Annotated in this window: 20 protein-coding genes and 1 riboswitch; of the genes, 10 read left to right on the top strand and 10 right to left on the bottom strand. The window is 73.3% G+C overall.

Annotation, left to right across the window (positions count from 1 at the left end):
* The first annotated feature begins 37 nt into the window (after positions 1 to 37).
* Together ACKUU6_RS05380 and ACKUU6_RS05375 are read left to right on the top strand one after the other, a co-directional pair.
* On the top strand, positions 38 to 946 hold the full coding sequence (locus ACKUU6_RS05380; protein WP_407987287.1) for an NADP-dependent oxidoreductase: 909 nt from the start codon (positions 38 to 40) through the stop codon (positions 944 to 946).
* 13 nt (positions 947 to 959) lie between these two features.
* Positions 960 to 1,724, top strand: coding sequence for a VOC family protein (locus ACKUU6_RS05375; protein WP_407987286.1), 765 nt, complete (start codon positions 960 to 962; stop codon positions 1,722 to 1,724).
* Here the strand turns inward: ACKUU6_RS05375 and lnt are convergent.
* Complete coding sequence (gene lnt, locus ACKUU6_RS05370) at positions 1,700 to 3,241, bottom strand: apolipoprotein N-acyltransferase (protein WP_407987285.1); 1,542 nt, start codon at positions 3,239 to 3,241, stop codon at positions 1,700 to 1,702. The genes ACKUU6_RS05375 and lnt overlap by 25 nt on opposite strands.
* Positions 3,242 to 3,412: 171 nt before the next feature.
* On the opposite strand from lnt, the gene ACKUU6_RS05365 reads away from it, so the two are divergent.
* Positions 3,413 to 3,544, top strand: a complete 132-nt coding sequence (locus ACKUU6_RS05365) for a hypothetical protein (RefSeq protein WP_407987284.1) — start codon at positions 3,413 to 3,415, stop codon at positions 3,542 to 3,544.
* A 242-nt stretch (positions 3,545 to 3,786) separates the two neighbouring features.
* Here ACKUU6_RS05365 and cobN read toward each other — a convergent pair whose 3' ends face one another.
* Complete coding sequence (cobN, locus tag ACKUU6_RS05360) at positions 3,787 to 7,398, bottom strand: cobaltochelatase subunit CobN (RefSeq protein ID WP_407987283.1); 3,612 nt, start codon at positions 7,396 to 7,398, stop codon at positions 3,787 to 3,789.
* Positions 7,399 to 7,512: 114 nt separating this feature from the next.
* A riboswitch (cobalamin riboswitch) is annotated at positions 7,513 to 7,585 on the bottom strand.
* Positions 7,586 to 7,905: 320 nt separating this feature from the next.
* Here cobN and ACKUU6_RS05355 point away from each other — a divergent pair.
* The 4 genes from ACKUU6_RS05355 to ACKUU6_RS05340 are packed head-to-tail and all read left to right on the top strand — an operon-like array spanning position 7,906 to position 12,157.
* A complete protein-coding gene (locus ACKUU6_RS05355) occupies positions 7,906 to 9,090 on the top strand; it encodes a cobalamin biosynthesis protein CobG (RefSeq protein WP_407987282.1) in 1,185 nt (394 codons plus the stop codon).
* Positions 9,087 to 9,713 (top strand): precorrin-8X methylmutase, encoded by a 627-nt coding sequence (locus ACKUU6_RS05350; RefSeq protein WP_407987281.1) that lies wholly within the window; start codon positions 9,087 to 9,089, stop codon positions 9,711 to 9,713. Before ACKUU6_RS05355 ends, ACKUU6_RS05350 begins: the two co-directional genes overlap by 4 nt.
* Positions 9,710 to 11,218, top strand: a complete 1,509-nt coding sequence (locus ACKUU6_RS05345) for a precorrin-2 C(20)-methyltransferase (RefSeq protein WP_407987280.1) — start codon at positions 9,710 to 9,712, stop codon at positions 11,216 to 11,218. The genes ACKUU6_RS05350 and ACKUU6_RS05345 overlap by 4 nt, the downstream gene beginning before the upstream one ends.
* Before the next feature lie 42 nt (positions 11,219 to 11,260).
* Positions 11,261 to 12,157 (top strand): S41 family peptidase, encoded by an 897-nt coding sequence (locus ACKUU6_RS05340; RefSeq protein ID WP_407987279.1) that lies wholly within the window; start codon positions 11,261 to 11,263, stop codon positions 12,155 to 12,157.
* On the opposite strand, the gene ACKUU6_RS05335 is transcribed toward ACKUU6_RS05340, so the two are convergent.
* The gene (locus ACKUU6_RS05335; protein WP_407987278.1) at positions 12,128 to 12,901 is read right to left on the bottom strand and encodes a cobalt-precorrin-6A reductase; all 774 of its coding nucleotides are present in this window, start codon (positions 12,899 to 12,901) and stop codon (positions 12,128 to 12,130) included. The genes ACKUU6_RS05340 and ACKUU6_RS05335 overlap by 30 nt on opposite strands.
* 20 nt (positions 12,902 to 12,921) lie before the next feature.
* On the opposite strand from ACKUU6_RS05335, the gene ACKUU6_RS05330 reads away from it, so the two are divergent.
* From ACKUU6_RS05330 to ACKUU6_RS05320, 3 genes are all read left to right on the top strand, one after another.
* On the top strand, positions 12,922 to 14,031 hold the full coding sequence (locus ACKUU6_RS05330) for a cobalt-precorrin-5B (C(1))-methyltransferase (protein WP_407987277.1): 1,110 nt from the start codon (positions 12,922 to 12,924) through the stop codon (positions 14,029 to 14,031).
* Positions 14,032 to 14,120: 89 nt separating this feature from the next.
* Positions 14,121 to 14,831 (top strand): molybdopterin-dependent oxidoreductase, encoded by a 711-nt coding sequence (locus ACKUU6_RS05325; protein WP_407987276.1) that lies wholly within the window; start codon positions 14,121 to 14,123, stop codon positions 14,829 to 14,831.
* Positions 14,815 to 15,408, top strand: a complete 594-nt coding sequence (locus tag ACKUU6_RS05320; RefSeq protein ID WP_407987275.1) for a cytochrome b/b6 domain-containing protein — start codon at positions 14,815 to 14,817, stop codon at positions 15,406 to 15,408. Before ACKUU6_RS05325 ends, ACKUU6_RS05320 begins: the two co-directional genes overlap by 17 nt.
* A gap of 48 nt (positions 15,409 to 15,456) precedes the next feature.
* Here the strand turns inward: ACKUU6_RS05320 and cobM are convergent, their stop codons facing one another.
* The 7 genes from cobM to ACKUU6_RS05285 form a co-directional block, all read right to left on the bottom strand.
* Positions 15,457 to 16,212, bottom strand: coding sequence for a precorrin-4 C(11)-methyltransferase (gene cobM / locus ACKUU6_RS05315; RefSeq protein WP_407987274.1), 756 nt, complete (start codon positions 16,210 to 16,212; stop codon positions 15,457 to 15,459).
* Entirely contained in the window at positions 16,209 to 17,459 is a 1,251-nt protein-coding gene (gene cbiE, locus ACKUU6_RS05310; RefSeq protein WP_407987273.1) for a precorrin-6y C5,15-methyltransferase (decarboxylating) subunit CbiE, read from the bottom strand. The genes cobM and cbiE overlap by 4 nt, the downstream gene beginning before the upstream one ends.
* A 257-nt stretch (positions 17,460 to 17,716) precedes the next feature.
* On the bottom strand, positions 17,717 to 18,478 hold the full coding sequence (locus tag ACKUU6_RS05305; protein WP_407987272.1) for a hypothetical protein: 762 nt from the start codon (positions 18,476 to 18,478) through the stop codon (positions 17,717 to 17,719).
* Between the two features lie 68 nt (positions 18,479 to 18,546).
* The gene (locus tag ACKUU6_RS05300; RefSeq protein WP_407987271.1) at positions 18,547 to 19,239 is read right to left on the bottom strand and encodes a hypothetical protein; all 693 of its coding nucleotides are present in this window, start codon (positions 19,237 to 19,239) and stop codon (positions 18,547 to 18,549) included.
* 184 nt (positions 19,240 to 19,423) lie between these two features.
* On the bottom strand, positions 19,424 to 21,667 hold the full coding sequence (locus ACKUU6_RS05295; RefSeq protein ID WP_407987270.1) for a family 2 encapsulin nanocompartment cargo protein terpene cyclase: 2,244 nt from the start codon (positions 21,665 to 21,667) through the stop codon (positions 19,424 to 19,426).
* Between the two features lie 87 nt (positions 21,668 to 21,754).
* Positions 21,755 to 23,167: a family 2B encapsulin nanocompartment shell protein gene (locus ACKUU6_RS05290; RefSeq protein WP_407987269.1), complete on the bottom strand. Its 1,413-nt coding sequence runs from the start codon at positions 23,165 to 23,167 to the stop codon at positions 21,755 to 21,757.
* A gap of 305 nt (positions 23,168 to 23,472) precedes the next feature.
* Positions 23,473 to 24,534: a branched-chain amino acid aminotransferase gene (locus ACKUU6_RS05285; protein WP_407987268.1), complete on the bottom strand. Its 1,062-nt coding sequence runs from the start codon at positions 24,532 to 24,534 to the stop codon at positions 23,473 to 23,475.
* Between the last annotated feature and the right edge of the window lie 37 nt (positions 24,535 to 24,571).

The raw sequence follows: 24,571 nt of genomic DNA, 5'->3' as shown, positions 1-24,571 counted from the left end.
AGCTGGTGGAGGCAGGAGCCCCGAGCGAAGGAAGAACATGTCCAAGGCATTCGGATTCGTGGCGTACGGCGGTCCTGACACCCAGGAGTTCCTGGACCGGCCGGTGCCCGTGCCGGGCCCGGGCCAGCTGCTGATCGCCGTGCACGCGGCCGGGGTCAACCCGGCCGACTGGAAGGTCCGGCAGGGGCTGCTCGGCACCGGGCAGCCGACGCCCCGGGTGCTCGGCCTGGAGGCGGCGGGCGTGGTCCAGGTGCTGGGGGAGGGGGTGACCGGGCTGGCGGTCGGCGACCCGGTCTTCGGGCCCACGCCGGGCGGGGCCTTCGCCGAGCACGCACTGCTGGAGTCGGACCAGACCGCCAAAGTGCCCGACGACGTCTCCTTCACCCAGGCCGCCACCCTCTCCGTCGCCACCGCCACGGCGTACGACGCGGTCACCCAGCTGGACCTGAAGCCCGGTCAGGTGCTGCTGGTGCTCGGCGTCGCGGGCGGGGTCGGCAGCGCGGCCGCGCAGATCGCGGCGGGCCGGGGCGTCCGGGTGCTCGGCACCGCGAGCGACCAGAACCGCGAGTACGTGGCCGGCCTCGGGGCGACCCAGGTCCCGTACGGCGAGGGAGTGGCCGACCGGGTGCGGGCGCTCGCGCCGGACGGTGTGGACGGCGTCCTCGACCTGGTGGGCGGCGAGGACGCCCGGGCCGCCTCGGCCGCGCTGCGCACCGGCGGCCGGCTGGTCTCCACGCTCGACCCGGGGACCGCCGCCGCGCTGGGAGGCGAGTTCGTCAGGCGCCGGCACAGCGGGGAGGTGCTGACCGCGCTGGCGGCCCTGGTCGCCAACGGCGGCCTGGACCCGCTCATCTCCGAGACGTTCACGCTGGACCGCGCCCCCGAGGCGATGGCCGCGGTCGAGTCGGGACACGCGCGCGGCAAGTGCGTCATCGAGATCCGCTGAGAGGACGACCGGGATGAGGATCAGCAAGAACACGCCGGGCGCCCCCTGCTGGGTCGAGCACGGCAGCACCGATCCGCAGGCGGCGCGGGCGTTCTACGGCGAGCTGTTCGGCTGGCGGGCCGCGCCGGACCCGGGGGTGGAGGCGGGCGGCTACACCCCGATGCTGCTGGGGGAGGATCCGGTGGCCGCGATCTCTCCGCCGGCCGACAGCGGGCGGCCCCCGGCCTGGACGGTGATGGTCGCCACCGCCGACGCCGATGCCACGGTGACCGCCGCCGCAGCCGCCGGCGGGCGGGCGCTGACCGGTCCTGACGACGTCTTCGAGCTGGGCCGGTTCGCGGTGCTGGCCGACCCGGCGGGCGCGGTCCTCTCCGTCTGGCAGGCCCGTGGTTTCCCGGGCACCGCGCTGTTCGACGAGCCGGGCGCGCTGGGCTGGATCGAACTGGCCACCCGGGACGTGCCCGGCGCACTGACCTTCTACCCGGCGCTGTTCGGATGGAGCGTCAGCCCCGGCGAGTCGTACAGCCAGTGGGGTCTGGACGGCCGGGACTTCGGCGGCGTGCTGGACATGGGCGAGCAGTTCCCGGCCGATCTGCCGCCGTACTGGATGCCGTACTTCGCGGTCGCCGACGTGGACCTGTCGGCGGAGCGCGCGGTGGCGCTGGGTGCCGAGGCGGTGCTGCCGCCCACCGACGTGCCGGACGGGCCACGGCTCGCGGTGCTCAGGGACCCGGTGGGCGCGGTGTTCGGGATCTACCTGGCCGGCACCTCGGGCTGACGCCCGGTCGGCTGCCCCTGCGGTGCCCGGCGGCGGCGCAGCTCCGCGACGGCGGCGGCCAGCGTGACGGCCGCCGCCGTGTACGGCACCCAGTCGCCGAGCCGCACGTACCAGGTCCGGGCGCCCGGATCGGCCAGCGGCAGCGCGACGGTCAGCGCCCCGCTGTCGCCGGTGCCGAGCGAGGCCAGCCGGCGGCCCTGCCGGTCGTACGCCACCGACTCGCCGGTCAGCGCCGCCTGCACCACCGGGCGGCCGGTCTCGGCGGCCCGCAGCGCGCCCAGCGAGGCGTGCTGCTGCGGCGCCCAGGAGGACTGGAAGGTCGAGGTCGCGGACTGGTAGACGATCATCCGGGCGCCGTCGGCCGCCGCGACCCTGGACATGTCGGGGAAGGTCGACTCGAAGCAGATCAGGGCGCCGAACGGCAGCGGGCGGCCCGCCCGGTCGGCGGTGTGCAGGAGGTGGAAGGCGGCGCCGGGCGCCCGGTTCTCGCCCGCGGCCTTGCTCACCCCGGTCAGCCAGCCGAGCACCGGCCTGAACGGCACGTACTCGCCGAACGGGACCAGCCTGATCTTGCGGTACCGCTCCGTCACGCCGTCCGGGGTGACCAGGACGGCGTCCTTGGAGATCTTGCCGTCGGCCTTGCGGGCGTCCTCGCCGACCAGCAGCGGGGAGCGGGTGGAGGCGGACAGCCGCCGCAGCCGGGCCAGCGTCTCCCGGTCGCGGTCCAGGTCGGCGGTGGTGCTGCTCTCGCCCCAGACGACCAGGTCGAGCGGACGCCCGGTGAGCGCGGTGGTGATCCGCTCGCCCGCGGCCAGCCGCTCCTCGGGCCCCGGGGTCTGGCCCGGCTGGACCAGCGCCACGGTCGCGATGTCGCCCGGGGCAGGGGCCCGCTGGGCGGCGAACAGCAGCGGTCCGGCCAGCAGCGTCGCGGTCACCGCGAAGGCGGCGAGCACCCGGAGCTGGAGCCGGCGCTCCGTCAGCAGGATCAGCACCCCCACGTTGGCGGTCACGACCGCGGCACTCACCAGCCACGCCCCGCCCACCGAGGCCAGGCCCAGGACCGCCGGGTGCTGCCACTGGCTGGCACCGAGCAGGGCCCAGGGGCCGCCCAGCGCGTGCCAGGACCGGACGAACTCGGTACTCACCCAGACGGACGGGATGACGAGAAGGGCCAGTACCGTCCTGCGGGTGGTGAGCGGCGGGTGCAGCAGCCGGTGGGTGGCCAGGCCGACCAACCCTTGGAGGGCGCCGAAGACCACCGCGAGCGCGAGCAGGCCGGGCCCGATCGACGGCACCAGCCAGTACATCGCCGTCAGGATGAAACCCGCCCCGAACCACCACCCTCGGACCGCGGCCTCCCGCCCGCCGGCCGCCCGCCGCATCAACTCGAGCCCGGGCACCAGCGCCACCCACGCCAGCCACCCCAACCCCGCCGCCGGAAAGGTCAGCACGGGCAGCGCCCCGGCGGCCGACGAGGCGTACCGGGCGGGTTGGCGGAGCGACGCGGGCAGGTGCATGGCTCAAAGCTAGCGCTCGACCGCCGACAGCCCAGCGCACATTTCTCGCGCGCGCCGGTGGATGCGCTCGTGCTCCAGGTCAGTGGGGCGAAACCGGCCGAAATCGGCTGAGGAGCGGAGGTGGTGGACAAGGCTCCAGGAGCACACTTGCACTCGACCCGAGGAACACCGATGGACGGCGTCACGGCCAAGCTGCTCATCTTCACCATCGAGTACCTGGCCGCGATCCGCGCCCACATCAGCGGCGAGGACTCCCCGATGGGCGAGGCCCTCTACAGCCCGGGTGCCGCCGAGGCGCACTGACCACCGGGACACCGTGCCCCCGCCCGGCAGCTGCCGGGCGGGGGCAGCCGTGACTAGGCCCTGTCCGGGCGCTTTTGCCGGGCGTGCGACGTCGGACCCGCCGCGTCGGCGGCTGATGTCACAGCCCGGCTGGACGCACGGCCGGAACGGCCAAGTACGACCCGGTACTTGGCCGTTCCGGCCGCACGCCCAGCCGGGCGCCCGACGCCGCACGCTGTCCGACAAGATCGCCCGGACCGGGCCTAGCTGTCGCCTTCGAGGTCACCCTCGGTCTCGAGGAAGGCGGTGCGGAGGGCGTCGATCAGGGCCGGGTCGGGCTCGGCCCAGAGGCCGCGGTCGGCGGCTTCGAGGAGGCGCTCGCTGATGCCGTGCAGGGCCCAGGGGTTGGCGCCGCTGAGGAACTCGCGGTTGGTCGGGTCGAGCACGTACTCCTGGGTGAGCTTCTCGTACATCCAGTCGGCGACCACGCCGGTGGTGGCGTCGTAGCCGAACAGGTAGTCCACCGTCGCGGCCATCTCGAAGGCGCCCTTGTAGCCGTGGCGGCGCATCGCCTCCATCCAGCGCGGGTTGACCACCCGGGCGCGGAAGACCCGGGCCGCCTCCTCGGTGAGGGTGCGGGTGCGGACCGTCTCCGGGCGGGTCGAGTCGCCGATGTAGGCGGTCGGGGCCTTGCCGGTGAGAGCGCGCACGGTGGCCACCATGCCGCCGTGGTACTGGAAGTAGTCGTCCGAGTCGGCGATGTCGTGCTCGCGGGTGTCGGTGTTCTTGGCCGCGATGGTGATCCGCTTGTACGCGGTCTCCATCTCAACCCGGGCCGGGCGGCCGTTCAGCTCGCGGCCGTAGGCGTAGCCGCCCCAGACGGTGTAGACCTCGGCCAGGTCGGCGTCGGTGCGCCAGTCCCGGCTGTCGATCAGCTGGAGCAGGCCCGCGCCGTAGGTGCCGGGGCGGGAGCCGAAGATCCGGGTGGTGGCGCGGCGTTCGTCGCCGTGCTCGGCCAGGTCGGCCTGGACGTGGGCGCGGACGAAGTTCTCGTCCTCGGCCTCCTCCTGGGCGGCCGCCAGCCGGACCGCGTCGTCGAGCAGCGCGACCACGTGCGGGAAGGCGTCCCGGAAGAAGCCGGAGATCCGCAGCGTCACGTCGATCCTGGGACGGCCCAACTCGGCCGGCGGGATGGCTTCCAGGCCGGTGACCCGGCGGGAGGCGTCGTCCCAGACCGGGCGGACGCCGAGCAGCGCGAACGCCTCGGCGATGTCGTCGCCGGCGGTCCGCATCGCGCTGGTGCCCCAGAGCGAGAGGCCGACCGAGGGCGGGAACTGGCCGTCGTTGTCGGCCTGGTAGCGGTCCACCAGGGACTGCGCCAGCGCCTGCCCGGTCTCCCAGGCGAGCTTGGAGGGGACGGCCTTCGGGTCGACCGAGTAGAAGTTGCGACCGGTGGGCAGCACGTTCACCAGACCGCGCAGCGGCGAACCGGAGGGCCCGGCCGGGACGAAGCCGCCGCCCAGCGCGTGCAGCACGGCGTCCAACTCGTCGGTGGTGGCGGCCAGTCGGGGCACCACCTCGTGGGCGGCGAAGTCCAGTACGTCGCGGACCGCGTCGGGCAGACCGGCCGAGACCTTCTCGACGGCGGACGGGGCCCAGTCCTCGGCCTCCATCGCCTCGACCAGCGACCGGGCCTGTGCCTCGGCCGCGTCGGTGGCGCCCAGCGCGAGCGCCGCCTCGTCCAGGCCGAGCGCCTCGCGCAGGCCGGGCAGCGCGCTGACGCCGCCCCAGATCTGCCGGGCGCGCAGGATGGCGAGCACGATGTTGACCCGGTCCACCCCGGCCGGGGCCTGGCCGAGCACGTGCAGGCCGTCCCTGATCTGGGCGTCCTTGATCTCGCACAGCCAGCCGTCGACGTGCAGCAGGAAGTCGTCGAAGCCGTCGTCCTCGGGGCGCTCCTCCAGACCGAGGTCGTGGTCCAGCTTGGCGGCCTGGATCAGGGTCCAGATCTGCGCCCGGATCGCGGGCAGCTTGGCCGGGTCCATCGCGGCGATGTTGGCGTGCTCGTCGAGCAGCTGCTCCAGGCGGGCGATGTCGCCGTACGACTCGGCGCGGGCCATCGGCGGCACCAGGTGGTCGACCAGGGTGGCGTGGGCGCGGCGCTTGGCCTGGGTGCCCTCGCCCGGGTCGTTCACCAGGAAGGGGTAGACCAGCGGGAGGTCACCGAGCACGGCGTCGGGGCCGCACTCGGCGGAGAGCGCGGCGGTCTTGCCGGGCAGCCACTCCAGGTTGCCGTGCTTGCCCAGGTGCACCACGGCGTGCGCGCCGAAGCCGCCGTCGGCCTGCGCGGCCTCGATCCAGCGGTAGGCGGCCAGGTAGTGGTGGCTCGGCGGGAGGTCGGGGTCGTGGTAGATCGCCACCGGGTTCTCGCCGAAGCCGCGCGGCGGCTGGATCAGGACCAGCAGGTTGCCCGAGCGGATGCCGGCCAGCACGATGTCGCCGTCCGGGTTCTGCGAGCGGTCCACGTACAGCTCGCCGGGGGCCGGGCCCCAGTGCTCCTCGACCTTGGTGCGCAGGCCCTCCGGGAGGTCCGCGTACCAGCGGCGGTAGTCGGCGGCCGGGATGCGGACCGGGTTGCGGGCGAGCTGGTCCTCCGTCAGCCAGTCCTGGTCGTAGCCACCGGCCGCGATCAGGGCGTGGATCAGCGCGTCGCCCTCGTGGCCGTCCTCGGTGTCGAGGTCCAGACCGGGCACGGCGGTGCCGATGTCCATGCCCTCGGCCCGCAGCCGGGCCAGCAGGCGCATCGCGCTGGCAGGGGTGTCCAGGCCGACCGCGTTGCCGACCCGGGCGTGCTTGGTCGGGTACGCGGACAGGACCAGGGCCAACCGCCTCTCGGCGGCCGGGACATGGCGCAGCCGGGCGTGCTTGACCGCGATGCCCGCGACCCGGGCGGCGCGCTCGGGGTCGGCGGCGTAGACCGTCAGGCCGTCCGCATCCAGCTCCTTGAAGGAGAACGGGACGGTGATCAGCCGGCCGTCGAACTCCGGCACCGCGATCTGGGTGGCGGTGTCCAGCGGGGAGAGGCCGTCGTCGCTGGCCTCCCACTGCGCGCGGGACCAGGTCAGGCAGAGCGCCTGGAGGATCGGGCGGTCCAGCGCGGCCAGCGCACCTGCGTCCCACGCCTCCTCGTCGCCGCCGGCCTGGGCGTCGGCCGGGCGGGTGCCGCCGGCCGCCAGCACGGTGGTGACCAGCGCGTCGGCCTGGCCCAGCTCGGCCAGCAGCTCGGGCTCGGCGCCGCGCAGCGAGGCGCAGTAGAAGGCGCGGGCCCGGGCGCCCTGGTCCTCGATCGCCCGGCAGAGCGTCTCGACGAAGGCGGTGTTCCCGCTCATGTGGTGGGCGCGGTAGTACAGCACCGTGACCAGCGGGCCGTCGTTCTCGGCGGCCTGACGCTCCAGCGGGCCCCAGGCCGGGGCGGAGGCGGGCGGCTCGAAGCCGTGGCCGGTGAGCAGCACGGTGTCGGAGAGGAAGGCGCCGAGCTCGGCCAGGTTGGCCGGGCCGCCGTGCGCGAGGTAGGCGTGCGCCTCGGCGGCCAATCCGGCCGGGACGGTTGAGAGCTCCATCAGCTGGGCGTCCGGGGCCTGTTCACCCGTCAGGACGATCACCGGGCGCGGGCCGGCCAGCAGCGCGTCCAGGCCCTCCTGCCAGGCTCGGCGGCCGCCGAGCAGGCGGACCACCACCAGGTCGGTGCCGTCCAGCAGTTCGGGCAGGTCCTCGACGCCGAGCCGGGCCGGGTTTCCCAGCCGGTACGGGACCGGACCGGCCGACGCGCGCGCGCTCAGCAGGTCGGTGTCGGAGGTGGAGAGGAGCAGGATCATGCGGAGGCCCTCCCGGCCGTGACGACGCCCCGGGACGGAGGCAGGAACCGCGAGGAACAGCGCATGGTGGGGCCTTCCTCGAGGTCCGCGCCCCGGGCAGTGTGAGGACGGCAGGAGTTCCTGGCTCCCACGGCTGAGCCGTGGTCACAGTGGCGGGACCGCACCGGGTTCGCACCGGTTTCCTCCTGGCGGGGGCCGCACGGGCCAGGCTGGGCCTGCGGCGTTGGGGCACGCACCTCGCCGGTTTGTCGTCGGGCGCCGATGCTCCGCATGGACTCCCTCCTCCGCACCGCCGAGGCACGCACCCCAACGCCGCAGGCTTATCCAGCCTGACCCGCGCGGCCCCCCTTATGCCGTCGCTGGCATGGCCGAGCCGCGAGGCCCGTCCGGTGAGCATCGTACGGGGTGGCGGTCCGGTGCGGACCATGGCCTGACATCGTCGGTAGCTGCGGGGACGTGATGCACCGGACACCGGCGAACCGGTTGATCGTCGGTATGCTCGCCGCCATGCCGCCCACGCCTGCCGCTGCCGAACCACGCCCCGGTCCGTCCGACCGGACGCGCGGTGACGCCTGCCCCGGAGCGCTCCGTCTGCATACGGCCGACGACGGCGCACTGGCCCGGGTCCGGCTTCCGGGCGGACTGCTGACGGACCGTCAGGCCGTGCTGCTGGCCGAGCTGGCCGAGCGGCTGGGCGACGGCGCGCTGGAGCTGACCTCGCGCGGCAACGTCCAACTGCGCGGTCTGCCCGCCGACTCGGGTGCCGAGCTGGGGGCCGTGCTGCGGGAGGCGGGACTGCTGCCCTCCGAGACCCACGAACGGGTCCGCAACATCGTCGCCTCGCCGCTGGCCGGGCTGGACGGGGCCCGGCGCGCCGACGTCCGGTCCTGGGTCGGGGAGTTGGACCGGCTGCTGTGCGCGAGCCCGGTGGCGGCGGGCCTGGCCGGCCTCTTCCTGTTCGCGCTGGACGACGGACGCGGTGACGTCGCGGCGCTGGACGCCGATGTGACATTGATCGCAACCCCCGGCGGCGGTGCCCTGCTGCGGCTCGGGCGGGCCGTCACCGCCCGCCGGGTGGCGCCGGGTGACGAGGCGTCGGCCGCACTCGCCGCCGCCGAGGAGTTCCTCGCCGCGGCCGGCGGCACGGCCTGGTTCGTACGGGACGCGCCCCACCTCCTCGATGCCGGCGCCGAGCCGCTCCCCGCCCTGACCGGCAGGCCGCCCGCGCCCGGACCGTTCCCCGGCGGGTTGGTGGTCGGCACCCGGTTCGGCCGGGTCACCGCCGACCAGTGGCGGGAGCTCGCCGCCGCCGCGTCCGAGCTGCGGATCACCCCCTGGCGCAGCGTGGTGCTCCCCGGCGCCACCGGCCCCGCCCCGGACGGGCTGCTCGCCACCCCGGGCACGGCCTGGGAGCGGGCCACCGCCTGCACCGGGGCGCCGGGCTGCGCCAAGTCGCTCGCCGACGTACGGGCGGACGCGGCGCGGGCGCTGACCCGCGGCGTACCCGGGCTGCCGGTGCACTGGTCCGGCTGCGAGCGGCGGTGCGGGCACCCGGCGGGCGAGTGGGTGGACGTGCTCGCCACCGGGCAGGGCTACCGGGTGACGGCGCACCGGAACGACGGACAGACCTCGCAGGACCTGACAACGGAGCAGATGGCCGAGGCGGTAGCCGAGGCCCGGAGGACCACGTGATCGAGTACGAGAAGGACGGTGCGGCCATCTACCGCGAGTCCTTTGCCACCATTCGGGCCGAGGCCGAGCTGGCCCACCTGCCGGCCGACGTCTCCCAGGTCGTGGTGCGGATGATCCACGCCTGCGGGATGACCGACCTGGTGCGGGACGTGCTGTACTCGCCCGGTGTGGTCGCCGACGCCCGGGCCGCGCTGCGGGCCGGGGCGCCGATCCTGTGCGACGTCTCGATGGTCGCCAGCGGCGTCACCCGCAAGCGGCTGCCCGCCGACAACCAGGTGATCTGCACGCTCTCCGACCCGTCCGTCCCCGGGCTGGCCAAGGAGCTGGGCAACACCCGCAGCGCCGCCGCGATGGAGCTCTGGCTGCCGCACCTGGAGGGTGCGGTGGTCGCCGTCGGCAACGCGCCGACCTCGCTGTTCCGGCTGCTGGAGATGATCGAGGCCGGGGCTCCCCGCCCGGCCGCCGTGATCGGCGTGCCGGTCGGCTTCATCGGCGCGGCCGAGTCCAAGGAGGCGCTGGCCGCGCACCCGTCCGGCCTGGAGCACCTGGTGGTCCGAGGCCGCCGTGGCGGCAGCGCGATAGCGGCTGCCGCGATCAACGCGATTGCGAGCGAAGTCGAATGACGGAACGTACGACCGGCCGGCTGTACGGCGTCGGGCTCGGCCCCGGCGACCCGGAGCTCGTGACCGTCAAGACCGCCCGGCTGATCGGCGAGGCGGACGTGGTGGCGTACCACAGCGCCCGGCACGGCCGGTCGATCGCCCGCTCGATCGCGGCGCCGTACTTCCGCGAGGGCGTGGTCGAGGAGAAGCTGGTCTACCCGATCACGGTCGAGACCACCGACCACCCCGGCGGCTACCGGGGCGCGCTGGACGAGTTCTACGAGCAGGCCGCCGACCGGCTGGCCGCGCACCTGGACGCGGGCCGCACCGTGGTGGTGCTGGCCGAGGGCGACCCGCTGTTCTACGGCTCGTACCAGCACATGCACAAGCGGCTGGCGCACCGCTACCCGACCGAGGTGGTGCCCGGCGTGACCTCGGTCAGCGCCGCCGCCGCCCGGCTCGGCAAGGCGCTGGTGGAGGCCGAGGAGGTGCTCACCATCCTGCCCGGCACGCTGCCGGAGGAGGAGCTGACGGCCCGGCTGGCCTCGGCCGACTCGGCCGTGGTGATGAAGCTCGGCCGGACCTTCCCCACCGTACGGCGGGCGCTGGAGCGGTCCGGACGCCTGGCGGAGGCGCAGTACGTCGAGCGGGCCACCATGCCCGGCGAGCGGACCCTGCCGCTGGCGGAGGTGGACCCCGCCTCCGTGCCGTACTTCTCGGTGGCCGTGCTGCCGAGCCGGGTCGCGGCCGGTGCCTCGGCGCCGGCGTACGACGGCCCCGGCGAGGTGGTCGTGATCGGCACCGGACCGGCCGGACCGCTCTGGCTCACCCCCGAGGCGCGCGGTGAACTCGCCGCCGCCACCGACCTGGTGGGCTACACCACGTACCTCGACCGGGTGCCGGTGCGGGCGGGGCAGCAGCGGCACGGTTCGGACAACAAGGTGGAGGCCGAACGCGCCGAGTTCGCCCTCGACCTGGCCCGGCGTGGCCGCCGGGTCGCGGTGGTCTCCTCCGGCGACCCGGGCGTCTTCGCGATGGCCACCGCCGTGCTGGAGGCGGCCTGCGCCGACCCGTACCGCTCGGTGCCGGTGCGGATCGTCCCCGGGATGACGGCCGCGCACGCCGCCGCCTCCCGGGCCGGTGCCCCGCTCGGCCACGACTACGCGGTGGTCTCGCTCTCCGACCGGCTCAAGCCCTGGGAGGTGGTGGCGGCCCGGCTGCGCGCCGCCGCCGAGGCCGACCTGGTGCTGGCGCTGTACAACCCGGGCTCGCAGTCCCGCACCACCCAGGTCGGCCTGGCCCGTGACCTGCTGCTCGAACACCGCGCCGCCGACACCCCGGTGGTGATGGCCCGTGACGTCGGCGGGCCGACCGAGCGGGTCCGGACCGTCCGGCTCGGCGAGCTGGACCCGGGGCAGGTGGACATGCGGACCATCCTGCTGATCGGCTCCTCGCAGACCCAGGCGGTGGTCAGGGACAACGGCACCGAGGTGGTCTGGACGCCCCGGCGGTACCCGGAGGTTTAACTGATGGTGGCTCAGGGGCGATGGCTCGTACCATCGCCCCTCGTGACCTCAAACCTCGAGATTCTCGACGCTGCCCTGGCCAAGATCAACGACCGGTACGTCTTTCCGGAACTGACCGCCGGGATCGACGCGGCGCTGCGCGGGCGCGCGGCCCGTGGTGAGTACGACGGGCTGGCCGGCCCCGAGCTGTGCGCGGCCGTGACCGGGCACCTCCAGGAGGTGCGACCGGACAAGCACCTGCGGCTGCTCTGGAGCGACGAGGCGGTACCGGTCGAGGAGGAGGACTCGCCGGAGGAGGAGAAGGAGCGCTGGGCGGAGTACTACCGCAGGGGCAACTTCGGTATCGCCAGGGCGGAGCACCTCGACGGCAACCTCGGCTACCTCGACCTGCGGTTCATCCCGGACGCCGATGCCGGGTACCAGGCGTTCGGCGCCGCCATGCAGCTGGTGGCGCACACCGACGGCCTGGTGATCGACCTGCGGAACTGCCGGGGCGGCTCGCCGAACGGCGTCGCGCTCTGGTGCAGTTTCCTCTTCGCCGACGACGAGGTGCACCTGAACGACATCTACGACCGGGAGACCGACTCCACCCGGCAGTTCTGGACCTACCCGCACCTGCCGGCGCCGCGCTATCTGGACCGCCCGGTGACCGTGCTGACCGCCGCGTTCACCTTCTCCGGCGGTGAGGAGCTGGCCTACAACCTGCAGGCGCTGAAGCGCGCCACGCTGATCGGCGAGACCACCCGGGGCGGCGCCCACCCGACCGACCGCTTCGCGCTCACCCCGCACATCGCGGTGACGGTGCCGACCGCCCGCTCGATCAACCCGGTCACCGGGACCAACTGGGAAGGCGTCGGCGTGGTCCCGGACATCGCGGTCAAGGCCGAGGACGCCCTGGAGACCGCGCTCTCACAGCTGCGCGAGCCAGCCCAGGGCTGACGGTACATTCGGGACCGTCGGTACACCCACCGGCGGTTCCGGACGGCGGACCACCACGACCGGCAGGCCGAGTTCGCGGGCTGCGGTGAGCTTGGGGGCGGTGGCCGCGCCGCCGCTGTCCTTGGTGACCAGCACGTCGATCCGGTGCTCGCGCAGCACCGCCCGCTCGCCGTCCAGGGTGAACGGGCCCCGGTCGAGCAGCACCTCGGTCTGCCGGGGCAGCGGCGGCTCGGGCGCGTCCACCGAGCGGGCCAGGAAGAAGAGCCCGTCCAGGACGGCGAAGGCGGCCAGCCCCTGGCGTCCCGTGGTCAGGAAGATCCGGCTGCCGAGCGTCGGGAGCAGCGCGGCCGCCGCGTCCAGGGAGCCGACCGGGTGCCAGCGGTCGCCGGGAACCGGCACCCAACTGGGACGACGCAGGGCCAGCAGGGGAACATGGACCTCGGCGGCCGCCTCGGCCGCGTTCCGACTGATGGTGCCGGCGAAGGGATGGGTGGCATCGATGACCGCGTCCACCGCCTCGTCCCGCAGCCACGCCGCCAGTCCGGCCGCCCCGCCGAAACCGCCGACCCGCACGTCGCCCTCGGGCAGCCGGGGCTGCGCCACCCGCCCGGCCAGCGAACTGGTCACCCGGAGCTGCGCCACCCGCCCGGCCGTCGCACCGGTCACCCGGGGCCCGGTACGGTCGGCGAGCGCGGCGGCCAGTTCGCGGGCTTCGGTGGTGCCGCCGAGGATCAGGATGTGCAACGGAACTCCAGGGGACGTACGTGGCTGGTGAGACTACGGGAGGCCGGGCCGGACAGCTGAAGAGCAGCGGCCTGCGGCCCGGCTGGACGACCGGGGCCTGCGCGACCGCCGCCACCACGGCGGCGTACACCGCCCTGCTGACCGGCGAGTTCCCCGACCCGGTGACCATCACCCTGCCCAAGGGCCAGCGGCCCGCCTTCGCGTTGGCTGCCGAACTGCTGGCCGACGGCCGGGCGATGGCCGCTGTGGTCAAGGATGCCGGGGACGATCCGGACGTCACGCACGGGGCCCTGATCCGCTCCACCGTACGGCTCGGCCCGCCCGGCAGCGGCGTGGTCTTCCGGGCCGGTCCCGGCGTCGGTACGGTCACCAAGGCGGGGCTCCCGATCCCGGTCGGCGAGCCCGCCATCAACCCGGTGCCCCGGCAGCTGATGCGGGATCACCTGGCGGAGGTCGCGTCCCGGCACGGCGGCGCCGGTGACGTCGAGGTGGAGATCTCGGTCGACCACGGCGAGGAGATCGCCCGCTCCACCTGGAACCCCCGGCTGGGCATCCTCGGGGGCCTCTCCATTCTGGGCACCACCGGCATCGTGGTGCCGTACTCCTGCTCGGCCTGGATCGACAGCATCCGGCGCGGGGTGGACGTGGCCAGGGCGGCGGGGCGTACGCACGTGGCCGGGTGCACCGGTTCCACCTCGGAGAAGGTCGCCGTCGCGGTGCACGGGCTGCCCGAGGACGCCCTGCTCGACATGGGCGACTTCGCGGGCGCCGTGCTCAAGTACGTCAAGCGCCACCCGGTCGACCGGCTCACCATCGCGGGCGGCTTCGCCAAGCTCTCCAAGCTCGCCGCCGGGCACCTCGACCTGCACTCGGCGCGCTCCCAGGTCGACAAGGGCTACCTCGCCTCGCTCGCCCGGCAGGGCGGCGCGTCCGTCGAGCTGACGGCGTCGGTGGCGGCGGCCAACACCGCGCTGGAGGCGATCCAGCTCTGCTCGGCCGCCGGTGTGCCGCTCGGCGACCTGGTCGCGGCGGGTGCCCGGGCCACCGCACTCGACGTGCTGCGCGGTGCGCCGGTCGCGGTGGACGTGATCTGCATCGACCGGGCGGGGACGATCGTCGGCCGGGCCTGAGGGCCGGGGACGGACGTCAAAGATGACGAGAGTCTGACGTCCGGCCGCAGGCACTGGCCAGGGGCGGCCCGGGCTGATCCAATCGGGGTGTGACGGAAGACGGTGGGACCTCGGGTGTGCCGGTCGGGCGGCGGGTGGTGCTCGCCATGCTCGGGCTGGGCGCGGCGGGCGTCGCGGCCGGGCCGTTCCTGCAGCGCGGCGTGGAGGCGGTCACCAGCAAGGACCCGACCGGGCTGACCGGTCTGCTGCCCGGGGGCGGCGGCTTCCGGTACTACTCCGTGGTCAGCTCGGTGACGCCCCGGACGGCCGCCGACTACACCCTGACCGTGGACGGCCTGGTCGACCGCCCGGCGAGCTACCGGCTGCCCGAGCTGGAGGCACTGCCGCAGCACCGGATCGTCCGCGACGTGCAGTGCGTCACCGGCTGGCGGGTGCCCGCCACCCCCTTCGAGGGCGTCCGGCTCGCGGACCTGCTGGATGCGGCCGGGGTCCGGGCCGGCGCCACGGCGGTGCGGCTGAGCTGCTTCGACGGCGCCTACACCGAGAGCCTGACGCTCGACCAGGCCAGGCGGGACGACGTCCTGGTGGCGCTCAAGATGCGGGACGCCCCGGTGAGCCACGAGCACGGCGGTCCGGTCCGGCTGTACGTGGCACCGATGTACTTCTACAAGTCCGCCAAGTGGCTCTCGGGCATCACCGTGACCTCCGCCGTCGAGCCCGGCTACTGGGAGCGGCTCGGCTACGACGTCGACGCCTGGGTCGGAAAGTCGAACGGACGTGACGATGTCCCCACTGCCTGAGCGGGTGCCGAGGTTCAGTCCTGCCGAGCGGTGGGTGCACCGGGCCACCGCCGCACTGATGCTGAGCTGCCTGGTCACGGCGGCTTTCCTGTACTACCCGCCGCTGTCCCAACTGGTCGGCCGGCGGCGGCTGGTGGTTCTGGTGCACGAGTGGTCCGGGCTGCTGCTGCCGGTGCCGCTGCTGCTCGGCCTGGTCTCCCGCGCGCTGCGCGCCGACCTGACCCGGCTGAACCGCTTCACCGCGGCCGACCGGGCCTGGCTCCGGGCGGTGCGGCAGCGCTCGTACCGTCGGCCTGCGGGCAAGTTCAACGCGGGCCAGAAGCTGTACGCGGCCTGGACGGCCGGCGCGGTCCTGGTGATGCTCGGGACCGGGCTGCTGATGTGGTTCACCCACCTCGCCCCGCTGATCTGGCGCACCGGCGCCACCTTCGTCCACGACTGGCTCGCGTTGGCCGTGGCGATCGCCGTGGTCGGCCACGTCTGGCTGGCCGTCAAGGACCCGGAGGCCCGGCGCGGCATGCGCACCGGCAGCGTGGACCGGGCCTGGGCCACGCGGGAGCACCCGGACTGGGAGTGAGCTCGGGCCTTTCGCAGGGCCCGAGCGCCGGTCGTCCGCGCTGTCCGGTCAGTCGCAGGCGTGGTCGCGGTCGCGGTCGGCCGAGTAGAGGTGGCTGTCGCGGAACTGGGAGGCGCCCAGGGTGCGGCCGACCAGGATGACGGCGGTGCGGAGGACGCCCGCCTCCTTGACCTGGGTGGCGATGTCGCCGAGGGTGCCGCGGAGGACCAGTTCGTCGGGGCGGCTGGCCATGGCGACCACGGCGGCGGGGCAGTCGGCGCCGTAGTGCGGGAGCAGCTCCTCGACCACGCTCTCCACGTAGCGGGTCGCCAGGTGCAGCACCAGCAGGGCGCCGCTGCGGCCCAGGGTGGCGAGGTCCTCGCCCTCGGGCATGGGGGTGGCCTGGCGGGAGACCCGGGTCAGGATGACGGTCTGACCCACCGTCGGGACGGTCAGCTCGCGCTTGAGGGCGGCCGCGGCGGCGGCGAAGGCGGGCACGCCGGGGACCACCTCGTACGGGACGCCCGCCGCGTCGAGGCGCCGCATCTGCTCGGCGACCGCGCTGAACACGGACGGGTCGCCGGAGTGCAGCCGGGCCACGTCCTGGCCGGCCTCGTGGGCGCGGACCAGTTCGGCGACGATCTGGTCGAGGTTCAGGTCGGCGGTGTCGATCAGCCGGGCGTCGGGCGGGCACTCGGCGAGCAACTCGCGCGGCACCAGGCTGCCCGCGTACAGGCAGACCGGGCTGGCGGCGATCCGGCGCTGGCCGCGCAGGGTGATCAGGTCGGCGGCGCCGGGGCCCGCGCCGATGAAGTAGACGGTCATGCCGTGTCCTCTCGTAGGTCCTTGACCACCGACCACTGGGTGACCGGCATGGCCTGGCGCCAGCCGGTGAAGCCGCCGACCGGGACGGCGTGGGCCACCGCCAGCCGGAGCAGTTCGCCGCCGTGCCGCCGGTACCACCCGGTGAGCAGCGCCTCGGACTCCAGCGTCACGGTGTTGGCGACCAGCCGTCCGCCGGGCGGCAGCGCCGCCCAGCAGGCGTCGAGCAGCCCCGGCGCGGTGAGGCCGCCGCCGACGAAGATCGCGTCGGGGGTCGGCATGCCCTCCAGGGCGGCGGGCGCGGGGCCGGTCACCACCCGCAGGCGGGGTACGCCGAGGGCGGCCGCGTTCCGGCCGATCCGCTCGGCCCGGACCGGGGAGCGTTCGACGCTGACGGCCTGGCAGTCGCGGTGCGCGCGGAGCCACTCGATCGCGATCGAGCCCGAGCCGCCACCGATGTCCCAGAGCAGTTCGCCGGGGTTGGGGGCGAGCGTGGCGAGGGTGGCGGCCCGGACGTGACGCTTGGTCAGCTGGCCGTCCGACTCGTACGCGTCGTCGGGCAGACCTGGGACCACCGAGCTGCGGGGGCCGTCCTCGGCGCAGTCGAGGGCGATCACGTTCAGCGGGTCGCCGGGCGGGTGCGGCCAGTCGGCAGCGGTGCCTTCCCGCCGCTGCTCGGCCGGGCCGCCGAGTTGTTCGAGTACGCGGAGCCTGGTGGCGCCCCAGCCCTGACGGGTCAGCAGGTCGGCCACGGCGGCGGGGGTGGTGGCGTCCGCACTCAGGACCAGCAGGCGACGGCCCGGGTGCAGTGCGAGGTTCAGCGTCTCCAGCGGCCGGCCGACCAGGCTGACCACCTCCGTCGACTCCAGCGGCCAGCCCAGCCGGGCGCAGGCGTACGACAGCGAGGAGGGGTGCGGCAGCACGTGCAGCCGCTCGGTCCCCGCCACCTCGGCGAGCGCCCGGCCGATCCCGAAGAACATCGGGTCTCCACTGGCCAGCACCGCCAGGCCCTGACCCGCGTACTCGGCCAGCAGGGCGGGGACGGCGGGCCGCAGCGGCGTCGGCCAGGCGATCCGGACCGCCGTCACCTCGGTGGGGAGCAGGTTCAGCTGCCGCGGTCCCCCGAGCACCACCGCGGCCGCCCGCAGCGCAGCCCTGGCCGACCCGCCGAGCCCGGCCCAGCCGTCGGCACCGATCCCGGCCACCACGATCTGCGGCCCGGGAGGCAGTACGGGCGGGACGCTGCTCAACACGGACTCCTCGGCACGGAACACGCAGGTCGGAAGGGGCACCCGGCAGCCTACCGGGGCGCTGCGGAGGCACCGGCAGCACCCGGCGGTGCCGTCGGGACCTGGCTCAGCGCCGTGGCGCAGTGGAGGATCCGCCGGGGCCACCGCGTCCGCGAACCCGTAGGCGTTGTTCACGAACCTGGCGGCAGCCCGCACCGTCGCACCGACAGCGAGGGCCCCGGCGGGATGATCCGCCGGGGCCCTCGCTGCCGGAGGGGTCAGCCGAGGCCGGGGAAGAGGTCGATGAAGGGCTGGGCGGTGACGGAGAGGCCGCGGCCGAAGGGATTGTCGAAGTCCCAGATCAGGAAGAGCAGGAAGCCGATCAGGGCGGAGAAGGCGGCGGCGAGCAGCAACTCGCGCGGGGAGCGGCGGATCTGGAGGGCGAAGAGCATGGCCACGGTGACCGCGGCGCCGACCACCAGGCCGAACCAGACCACGCCCGGCATGGTCGGACCGACGCTCTGGCCACGGGAGTTGCGGGCCTCGTCGGCGGTGGCGATGCGCTCGACCATGGGCTGGTAGGCCTGGTTCTCGAGCTCGCTCTGCGGGGTCCGCTCGCTCACCGTGCGGCGCAGCTGGTCGAGCAGCTCGGTGCCCTCGGGGGAGATCTCCTCCTTCTGCTCCATGTACGACCACTCGGTGTGGATCACGTACGAGACGTAGGCATCGACCTGGCTGCGGACCTTGTCGCGGGCGTCCGGCGGGAGCACCTCGGCGCGGGCGCTCACCTCGTGCAGCGCCTGGGCCTCGCGCAGGGTGTCGGCCTGGGCCGATCCCATGCCCTCCCAGACACCGGCGATGGCGAGGCCGAGGACGATCGCGTAGACCACGCCGATCATCATCGTCATGTACTCGATGACGTCCGGGGTCTCCGACGGGTCGTCGTCCTCACCGACCCGACGTTGCCGCAGTACGACGACCGCCAGCACCACGGCGCAGACGGCGCCCATGGCGATGAGGAGTGCCACCCACTCAGACATGAGAGAGCTCCAATTCGGTGTTCCGGGGAAGGTGGGGTTCGTTCAGGCGGCGTGCCGGGAACGGGGGTTCAGGAGCGGCCACGACCACCGCCGGAGGAACGGCCGCGGGGCCGCAGGGCCCCGGCCGCCAGGACCGCCGGGACGGTCACCAGCAGGATGGTCCTGGTCGGCGGCATCCCGGTCCGCTTGGGCGGCTCGGTGGCCGCCACGGGGGCGGGGCGGCGGAACGTTACGGCAGGGGCCGGAACGGGCGCGGGAGGCTGCGGCGCCACGGTGGGTGTCGGGGTGACGGCCGGCGGGGGAACCACCGCGCGGGGCGGCGTCGGCGTTGGGGTCGGACGCGGCGTCACCCTGGGCGTGGGGGAGGCCGGCGGCGGTGGGGTCGGCGACGGCGGTGCCGGGGTCGGCGAAGTCTTCGGGGTCGGTGTCGGGGAGGGGGACGGCTTGGGCGTCGGCGAGGGGGAAGGCGTGGGCGTGGGCTTCGGCGGGCACGGGTGGTGCGGCGGCGGCCAGGGCCACGGCGGCCAGTGGTCATGCCCCTGGCCGTTGCCGGCGTCGCTGCCGAACTCGAACTCGAACGAGGTCGTGACATCGACCGCGACCGGTGCGAGGCCCAACTCGACCCGCACGCACCAGCCGTAGCCGTTCCCACGGCCGGGGTTGCCGTGGTCCTGCGGTGCGCCGGGAGCGGCCCCCGCCAGGGCGGAGCAGAGCGCGGTCGCACCTGCGACCGTGACGGCTCGCCAGAGCCATCGGCGCACTGTCGAAGGGGAGTTGTCGCTCACATGGAAGATCACCGAGCGAACGGGTGGATAGGTTCTCCAGTTGGACACTGAATACCTCGAAAGGGCTAACGGATCGTCAGCCAGTCTGATTGTTCAGCGAATTGGACGGTGCGCCGAAGGGGCCCGGGTGCGCGCACACCCGGACCCCTCCTGCGCGGGATCAGCTCCCGCCGATCAGCTCCAGCACCCGGGCCGCCGACGTGCCCAGGCCGGTCGGGCCGCCGAGTGGCTGCCGGACCGGAGTGGTGGCCGGGGCGAAGTGCCGCAGCAGCGCGGCCTCGTTGTAGCGGTTGCAGCCGGCGTGCCAGACCAGGATTCCGTACATCCAGTGCCGGATCTCCTGGACGTAGCCCTCCAGCTCCCGGCGGGCCTCCGCCTCGAGCCCGAACTCGTCGAGCAGTGCCGGGAGTTCGATCTCGGTGAGGTGCTCGAACTGCTTCATCCTGCTGGTCATCAGGTCGCTCACGATGCCCAGCGCCTGGTGCCGGTCGCAGTCGAGGAAGTTCTGCACCACCAGCACGATGTTGTGCAGCTCGCCCTCGAACTGGATCTCCTTCTGGTAGGAGAACACGTCGTTCATCATGCAGGAGTAGTCGGCGGCGGCCGCCTCCAGCTCGACGACCGGGGTGGAGGTGAACACCTCCGCCGGGATGCTGTTGCCCCGGGCCAGCCGGGCCAGTGCCCGGGTGAGGTCCGAGCCGAAGGTCTGCCGCCGCATCTCGATGTAGTCCACCGGGTCCGGGATGTGGTTCTGGATCTGGTTCGCCAGCTCCCAGAGCCAGCTCTCCAGCATCCGTTCGACCGCGCCCCGGAAGGCCCGGCGGGACTCGACCGGCATCGGGCCCGCCGTACGTTGCCACAGGTCGGCCAGTGAGATCTCGATCGGGTGGACCGGCGTGATCGCGGAAGGCCCCTCGACCGGCATCAGTTCGAGCAGCCGGCTGTGCAGGTGCTTCGCTCCGAGCAGGTCGCCGGTGCGGCCGTAGACCAGCGGGTAGAGGTCGTCGCCCCAAGTGCCCCAGGTCAGCCAGGACGTGGTGAGGTCCAGCTGCTCCGCGGTGGCGTCCGGGTGGATGCCGGCCGAGCAGAGCGCGAAGTCGTACGCTCGCAGTTTCTCCTCGGTCCACAGCCCGGAGCCGGGCACGCCGGGGACCAGGTCCAGCAGGCCCATCCGGTGCGCCCACTCGACCACGTGCTCCCTGGCCTGGTCCAGGTGCGGGCTCAGGTCGTTGCTGAACGGCAGGTAGAAGTCCGGCAGTTCGAGCGGGCCGACCTGCTCGAACGGGGTCCGGGTGAAGCTGCGCAGCCGGGTGGGCATGGTCCGGGCGACCGAGCCGAACAGCCGCGCGGCCGAGGTGCCGAGCCCGGACGGGCCGGCCAGGAAGCCGGGAAGGGCGGAGCCGGTGTCCGCGGACGCGTTCATGTAGCGGCTGGAGCGCAGGTGCCACTCGTGGCCGCCGGACTGCCAGTCCTGCAGCCCCTTGACGTAGGCGAACACGTCGGCGGCGGCCTTGGCGTCCAGCCCGTGCTCGACCAGCAGCATCGGCACCTCGGTCAGCGCGGTGTGCTCGAACTGCTGGAGCCTGGAGGTCAGCAGGTCGTTGACCCGCTCGGCGGCCTCCTGGGTGGAGCAGTTCAGGAAGCGCTCCAACACCAGTACACCGTTGGAGAGTTCGCCCTCGCCCTCGACCTCGCGCTGGTAGGAGAACAGGTCGTTGCGCAGGTGCACCCCGTCCGAGAAGGTGTCCCGCAGCACCTCCATCGGACGGCTGGCGGCGATCACGGCCGGCACCTCGGCGCCCGCCGCGTGCTCCACAAGACCGGCCGACCACGGCGCGCCGCCGACCTTGCGGCGCATCGCGATGTACTCGATCGGATTGGAGACCCGGCCCTCGTTGATGTTGGCGAGCTCCCACATGGACTCGTCCAGCAGCGCCTTGGTGGCCACCGCGAACCGCGCCCGCCAGTCCATCGACATGGCCGGTACCGACCGGGCCCACAGGTCGGCCAGCCCGGCCTCGACCGCGTTGGTCGGCTCCGGGTAGCCCCGGCTGTCGTCCAGCGGCATGTAGGCGGGCAGTCGGTCCAGGTACGCCTTGCCGCCGACCAGGTCGCCGCTGCGTTTGAAGATGTCCAGGAAGTGGTCGTCGAAGAAGAACACCCAGACGTACCAGTCGGTGATCAGTGCCAACTCGGCGGCGTCACAGTCCGGATGGGTGTACGCACAGAGCAGCGCGTAGTCGTGCCGGTCGAAGTCGTCCTCGTCCCAGATCCCGGACCCCTCGATCATCACCATCTCGCGGGCCCATGCCTTGGAGTGTTCGCGGGCGCTCTCCAGATGGGGGTTCAGCCGGGCCGGGTACGGCATGTAGAAGTCCGGCAGTTGGAAGGGTTGCGGCGCCATCGGTGTGCCAAGCCTTTCGTGGGTCTCCCCTGACATGGCGTCGGGCGGCCCGGCCACGGACCGCCCGACGCAAGCCCAACCGGTGGACTAGTCGCGCCCGTTGGCGATCTGGACGTTCTCCAGCACACCCAGCGCGTCCGGCACCAGGACGGCGGCGGAGTAGTAGGCGGTGACCAGGTAGGAGATGATCGCCTTCTCGTCGATGCCCATGAAGCGGACCGACAGGCTCGGCTGGTACTCGTCCGGGATGCCGGTCTGGTGCAGACCGATCACGCCCTGGTTCTCCTCGCCGGTGCGCATGGCGATGATCGAGCTTGTGCGGTCCTTGCTGACCGGGATCTTGTTGCACGGCAGGATCGGAACGCCGCGCCAGGACGGCACCTTGGAGCCGTGCAGGTCCACGTGGTCCGGGTACAGGCCACGGGAGTTGAACTCACGGCCGATGGCGGCGATGGTGCGCGGGTGGGCCAGCAGGAAGTCGGTGTCCCGGCGGCGGCTGAGCAGCTCGTCCAGGTCGTCCGGGGTGGGCGGGCCGGAGTGGGTCTGCAGGCGCTGCTTGAAGTCGGTGTTGTTGAGCAGGCCGAACTCACTGTTGTTGATCAGCTCGAACTCCTGGCGCTCGCGCAGCGCCTCGATGGTCAGCCGGAGCTGGTGCTCGGTCTGGTTCATCGGCTGGTTGTACAGGTCGGCGACCCGGGTGTGCACCCGGAGCACGGTCTGCGCGACGCTCAGCTCGTACTCGCGCGGGGAGGCGTCGTAGTCGACGAAGGTACCGGGGAGCTCGACCTCACCCCAGTGGCCGGCCGAGAGGGCGATCTCTGCCTCGCCCAGCTCGTTCTGCCGCTGCTGGGGGAGGGTCAGGAACTCCTCGATGTGCGCCTGGAGCGCGGGGGAGGCGTCCAGGACGGCCTGGAAGTCGGCGCGGGAGAGCGAGAGAACGGTACCGCTGGTGACGGCCTTGACGGTGTAGTCCCACAACGCGGTGTCGTCGGTCAGGCTCTGCTCGCCGAACCGGTCGCCGTCGGCCAGCACGCCGAGCTGGGTGGGCGCGTCGTACGCGTCCAGGCCGGACCGGCTGACCTTGCCGTGCGCCAGCAGGTGCAGCTGGTCGATCGGCTCGCCGAGTTCGGCCAGCACCTCGCCGGCCCGGAACTCGCGCTGGACGCACCGGGCGGCCAGCGCCGTCAGCACGTCCTGGTCCTCGAAGCCGCGCAGCAGTGCGAGTTCACCGAGCTCGGCCGGGATGACCCGGACCTCGGAGCCGGTCTTGATGAAGTCGATCCGGCCGTCCCCGACCGTGTACGTCAGACGGCGGTTGACCCGGTAGGCCCCACCGGCGGTCTGCACCCAGGGGAGCACCTTGAGCAGCCAGCGGGAGGTGATCTCCTGCATCTGCGGGGCGGACTTGGTCGTGGTGGCGAGATTGCGCGCAGCGGCTGTGCCGAGGCTCAGCTGCTTCTCCTGTGCCTGCGTGGTCTCCAGGCTTGCGTCCACGGACATCTGCCGGGTCTCCTTCATATGGTTCACGGCGGACCGCCTATTGTGCTGACTGGCAGTCACATATGCCTAAGGAGACCGGGGTTGATATGGTCAGCGGCCGTGCCGATCCTTCTCCCCGGTCGTGACGACACTAGATCGTCGGTATGCCCGGCAGCACCGGACCACCCGTCCGCTCGCCCGATCAGGTGAAGAATGTGGATAAGTTGTTCAGAACTTGAGTTTTCTGCTCAAGGGCGTATCCGAACTAAAACGGGTGGGTCCCGGCGAGCCGGGACCCACCCGTTCGTGCCGTCAGCGGGATGCCGTCAGCGGGTGGGGTGCAGCCAGCCCTCGGGGTCGGCGGCGAGGCCGTGGTGCAGGTCGGTCAGCGCGGTGCGGAGGGAGTGGGTGACCGGGCCGGGCGCGCCGTTGCCTATGGTCCAGTCGCCGTCCCGGTCGCGGACCCGGCCCACCGGGGTGACGACGGCCGCGGTGCCGCAGGCGAAGACCTCGGAGATGGTGCCGTCGGCGCACTCCCGGCGCCACTGCTCCAGGGTGATCCGCTCCTCGCCGACCCGGTGACCGAGCCGCTCGGCCAGGGTGAGGATGGTGTTGCGGGTGACACCGGGCAGCAGGGTGCCGGTGAGCTGCGGGGTGATCACCTGGGCGTCCGCGCCCTGCCCGCGGACCAGGAACATGTTCATCCCGCCCATCTCCTCCAGGTAGCGCCGCTCCACCGCGTCCAGCCAGACCACCTGCTGGCAGCCGGCCGCCTCCGCCTCGCGCTGGGCCAGGAAGGACGGGGCGTAGTTGCCCGCGATCTTCACGTTGCCGGTACCGCCGGGGAAAGCCCGTACGTAGTCGTGGCTGACGAAGACCGAGACCGACTCGGTGTTCTCGCCGAAGAAGCCCCCCGCGACGAAGGCCATCAGCAGGAAGCGGTAGGTCCGGGACGGCCGCAGCATCAGCGAGGTGTCGGTGCCGAACATCATCGGCCGCAGGTAGATGCTGTGGGACGGGTCGTCGGAGAGGCTGCCCTGGTCGGCGTTGATCAGCTGGTCGACCACCGAGACGAAGACGTCCGCCGGGAGCTCCGGCATGGCGAGCCGGGCGCAGGAGCGCTGGAACCGCAGGGCGTGGTCGGCGGAGCGCCAGACGCCCATCGCGCCGTCGGCCCTGCGGTGCGCCTTGAGGCCCTCGAAGGCGACCTGGCCGTAGTGCAGGCCGATCATGCCGGGGTGGATGGAGAGGTTCTGCAGCGAGGTCAGCTCGGGGGCCGACCAGCCGTCCTGCTCGTTCCACTCCATGCTGATCATGTGCTCGGTGAAGGACTCGCCGTGGCCGGGGTTGGCGACGACCTGGGCGGTGGGCTCGAGGGTGGTGGTCATGTTCTGGCTCCTTGACGGGTGATCGGACGGATGATCG

Origin of the sequence: Kitasatospora sp. CMC57 (assembly GCF_045866025.2) — a bacterium.
In the GTDB taxonomy this organism is placed as follows: Bacteria; Actinomycetota; Actinomycetes; order Streptomycetales; family Streptomycetaceae; genus Kitasatospora.
This window is presented reverse-complemented; position numbering and strand designations above follow the sequence as displayed.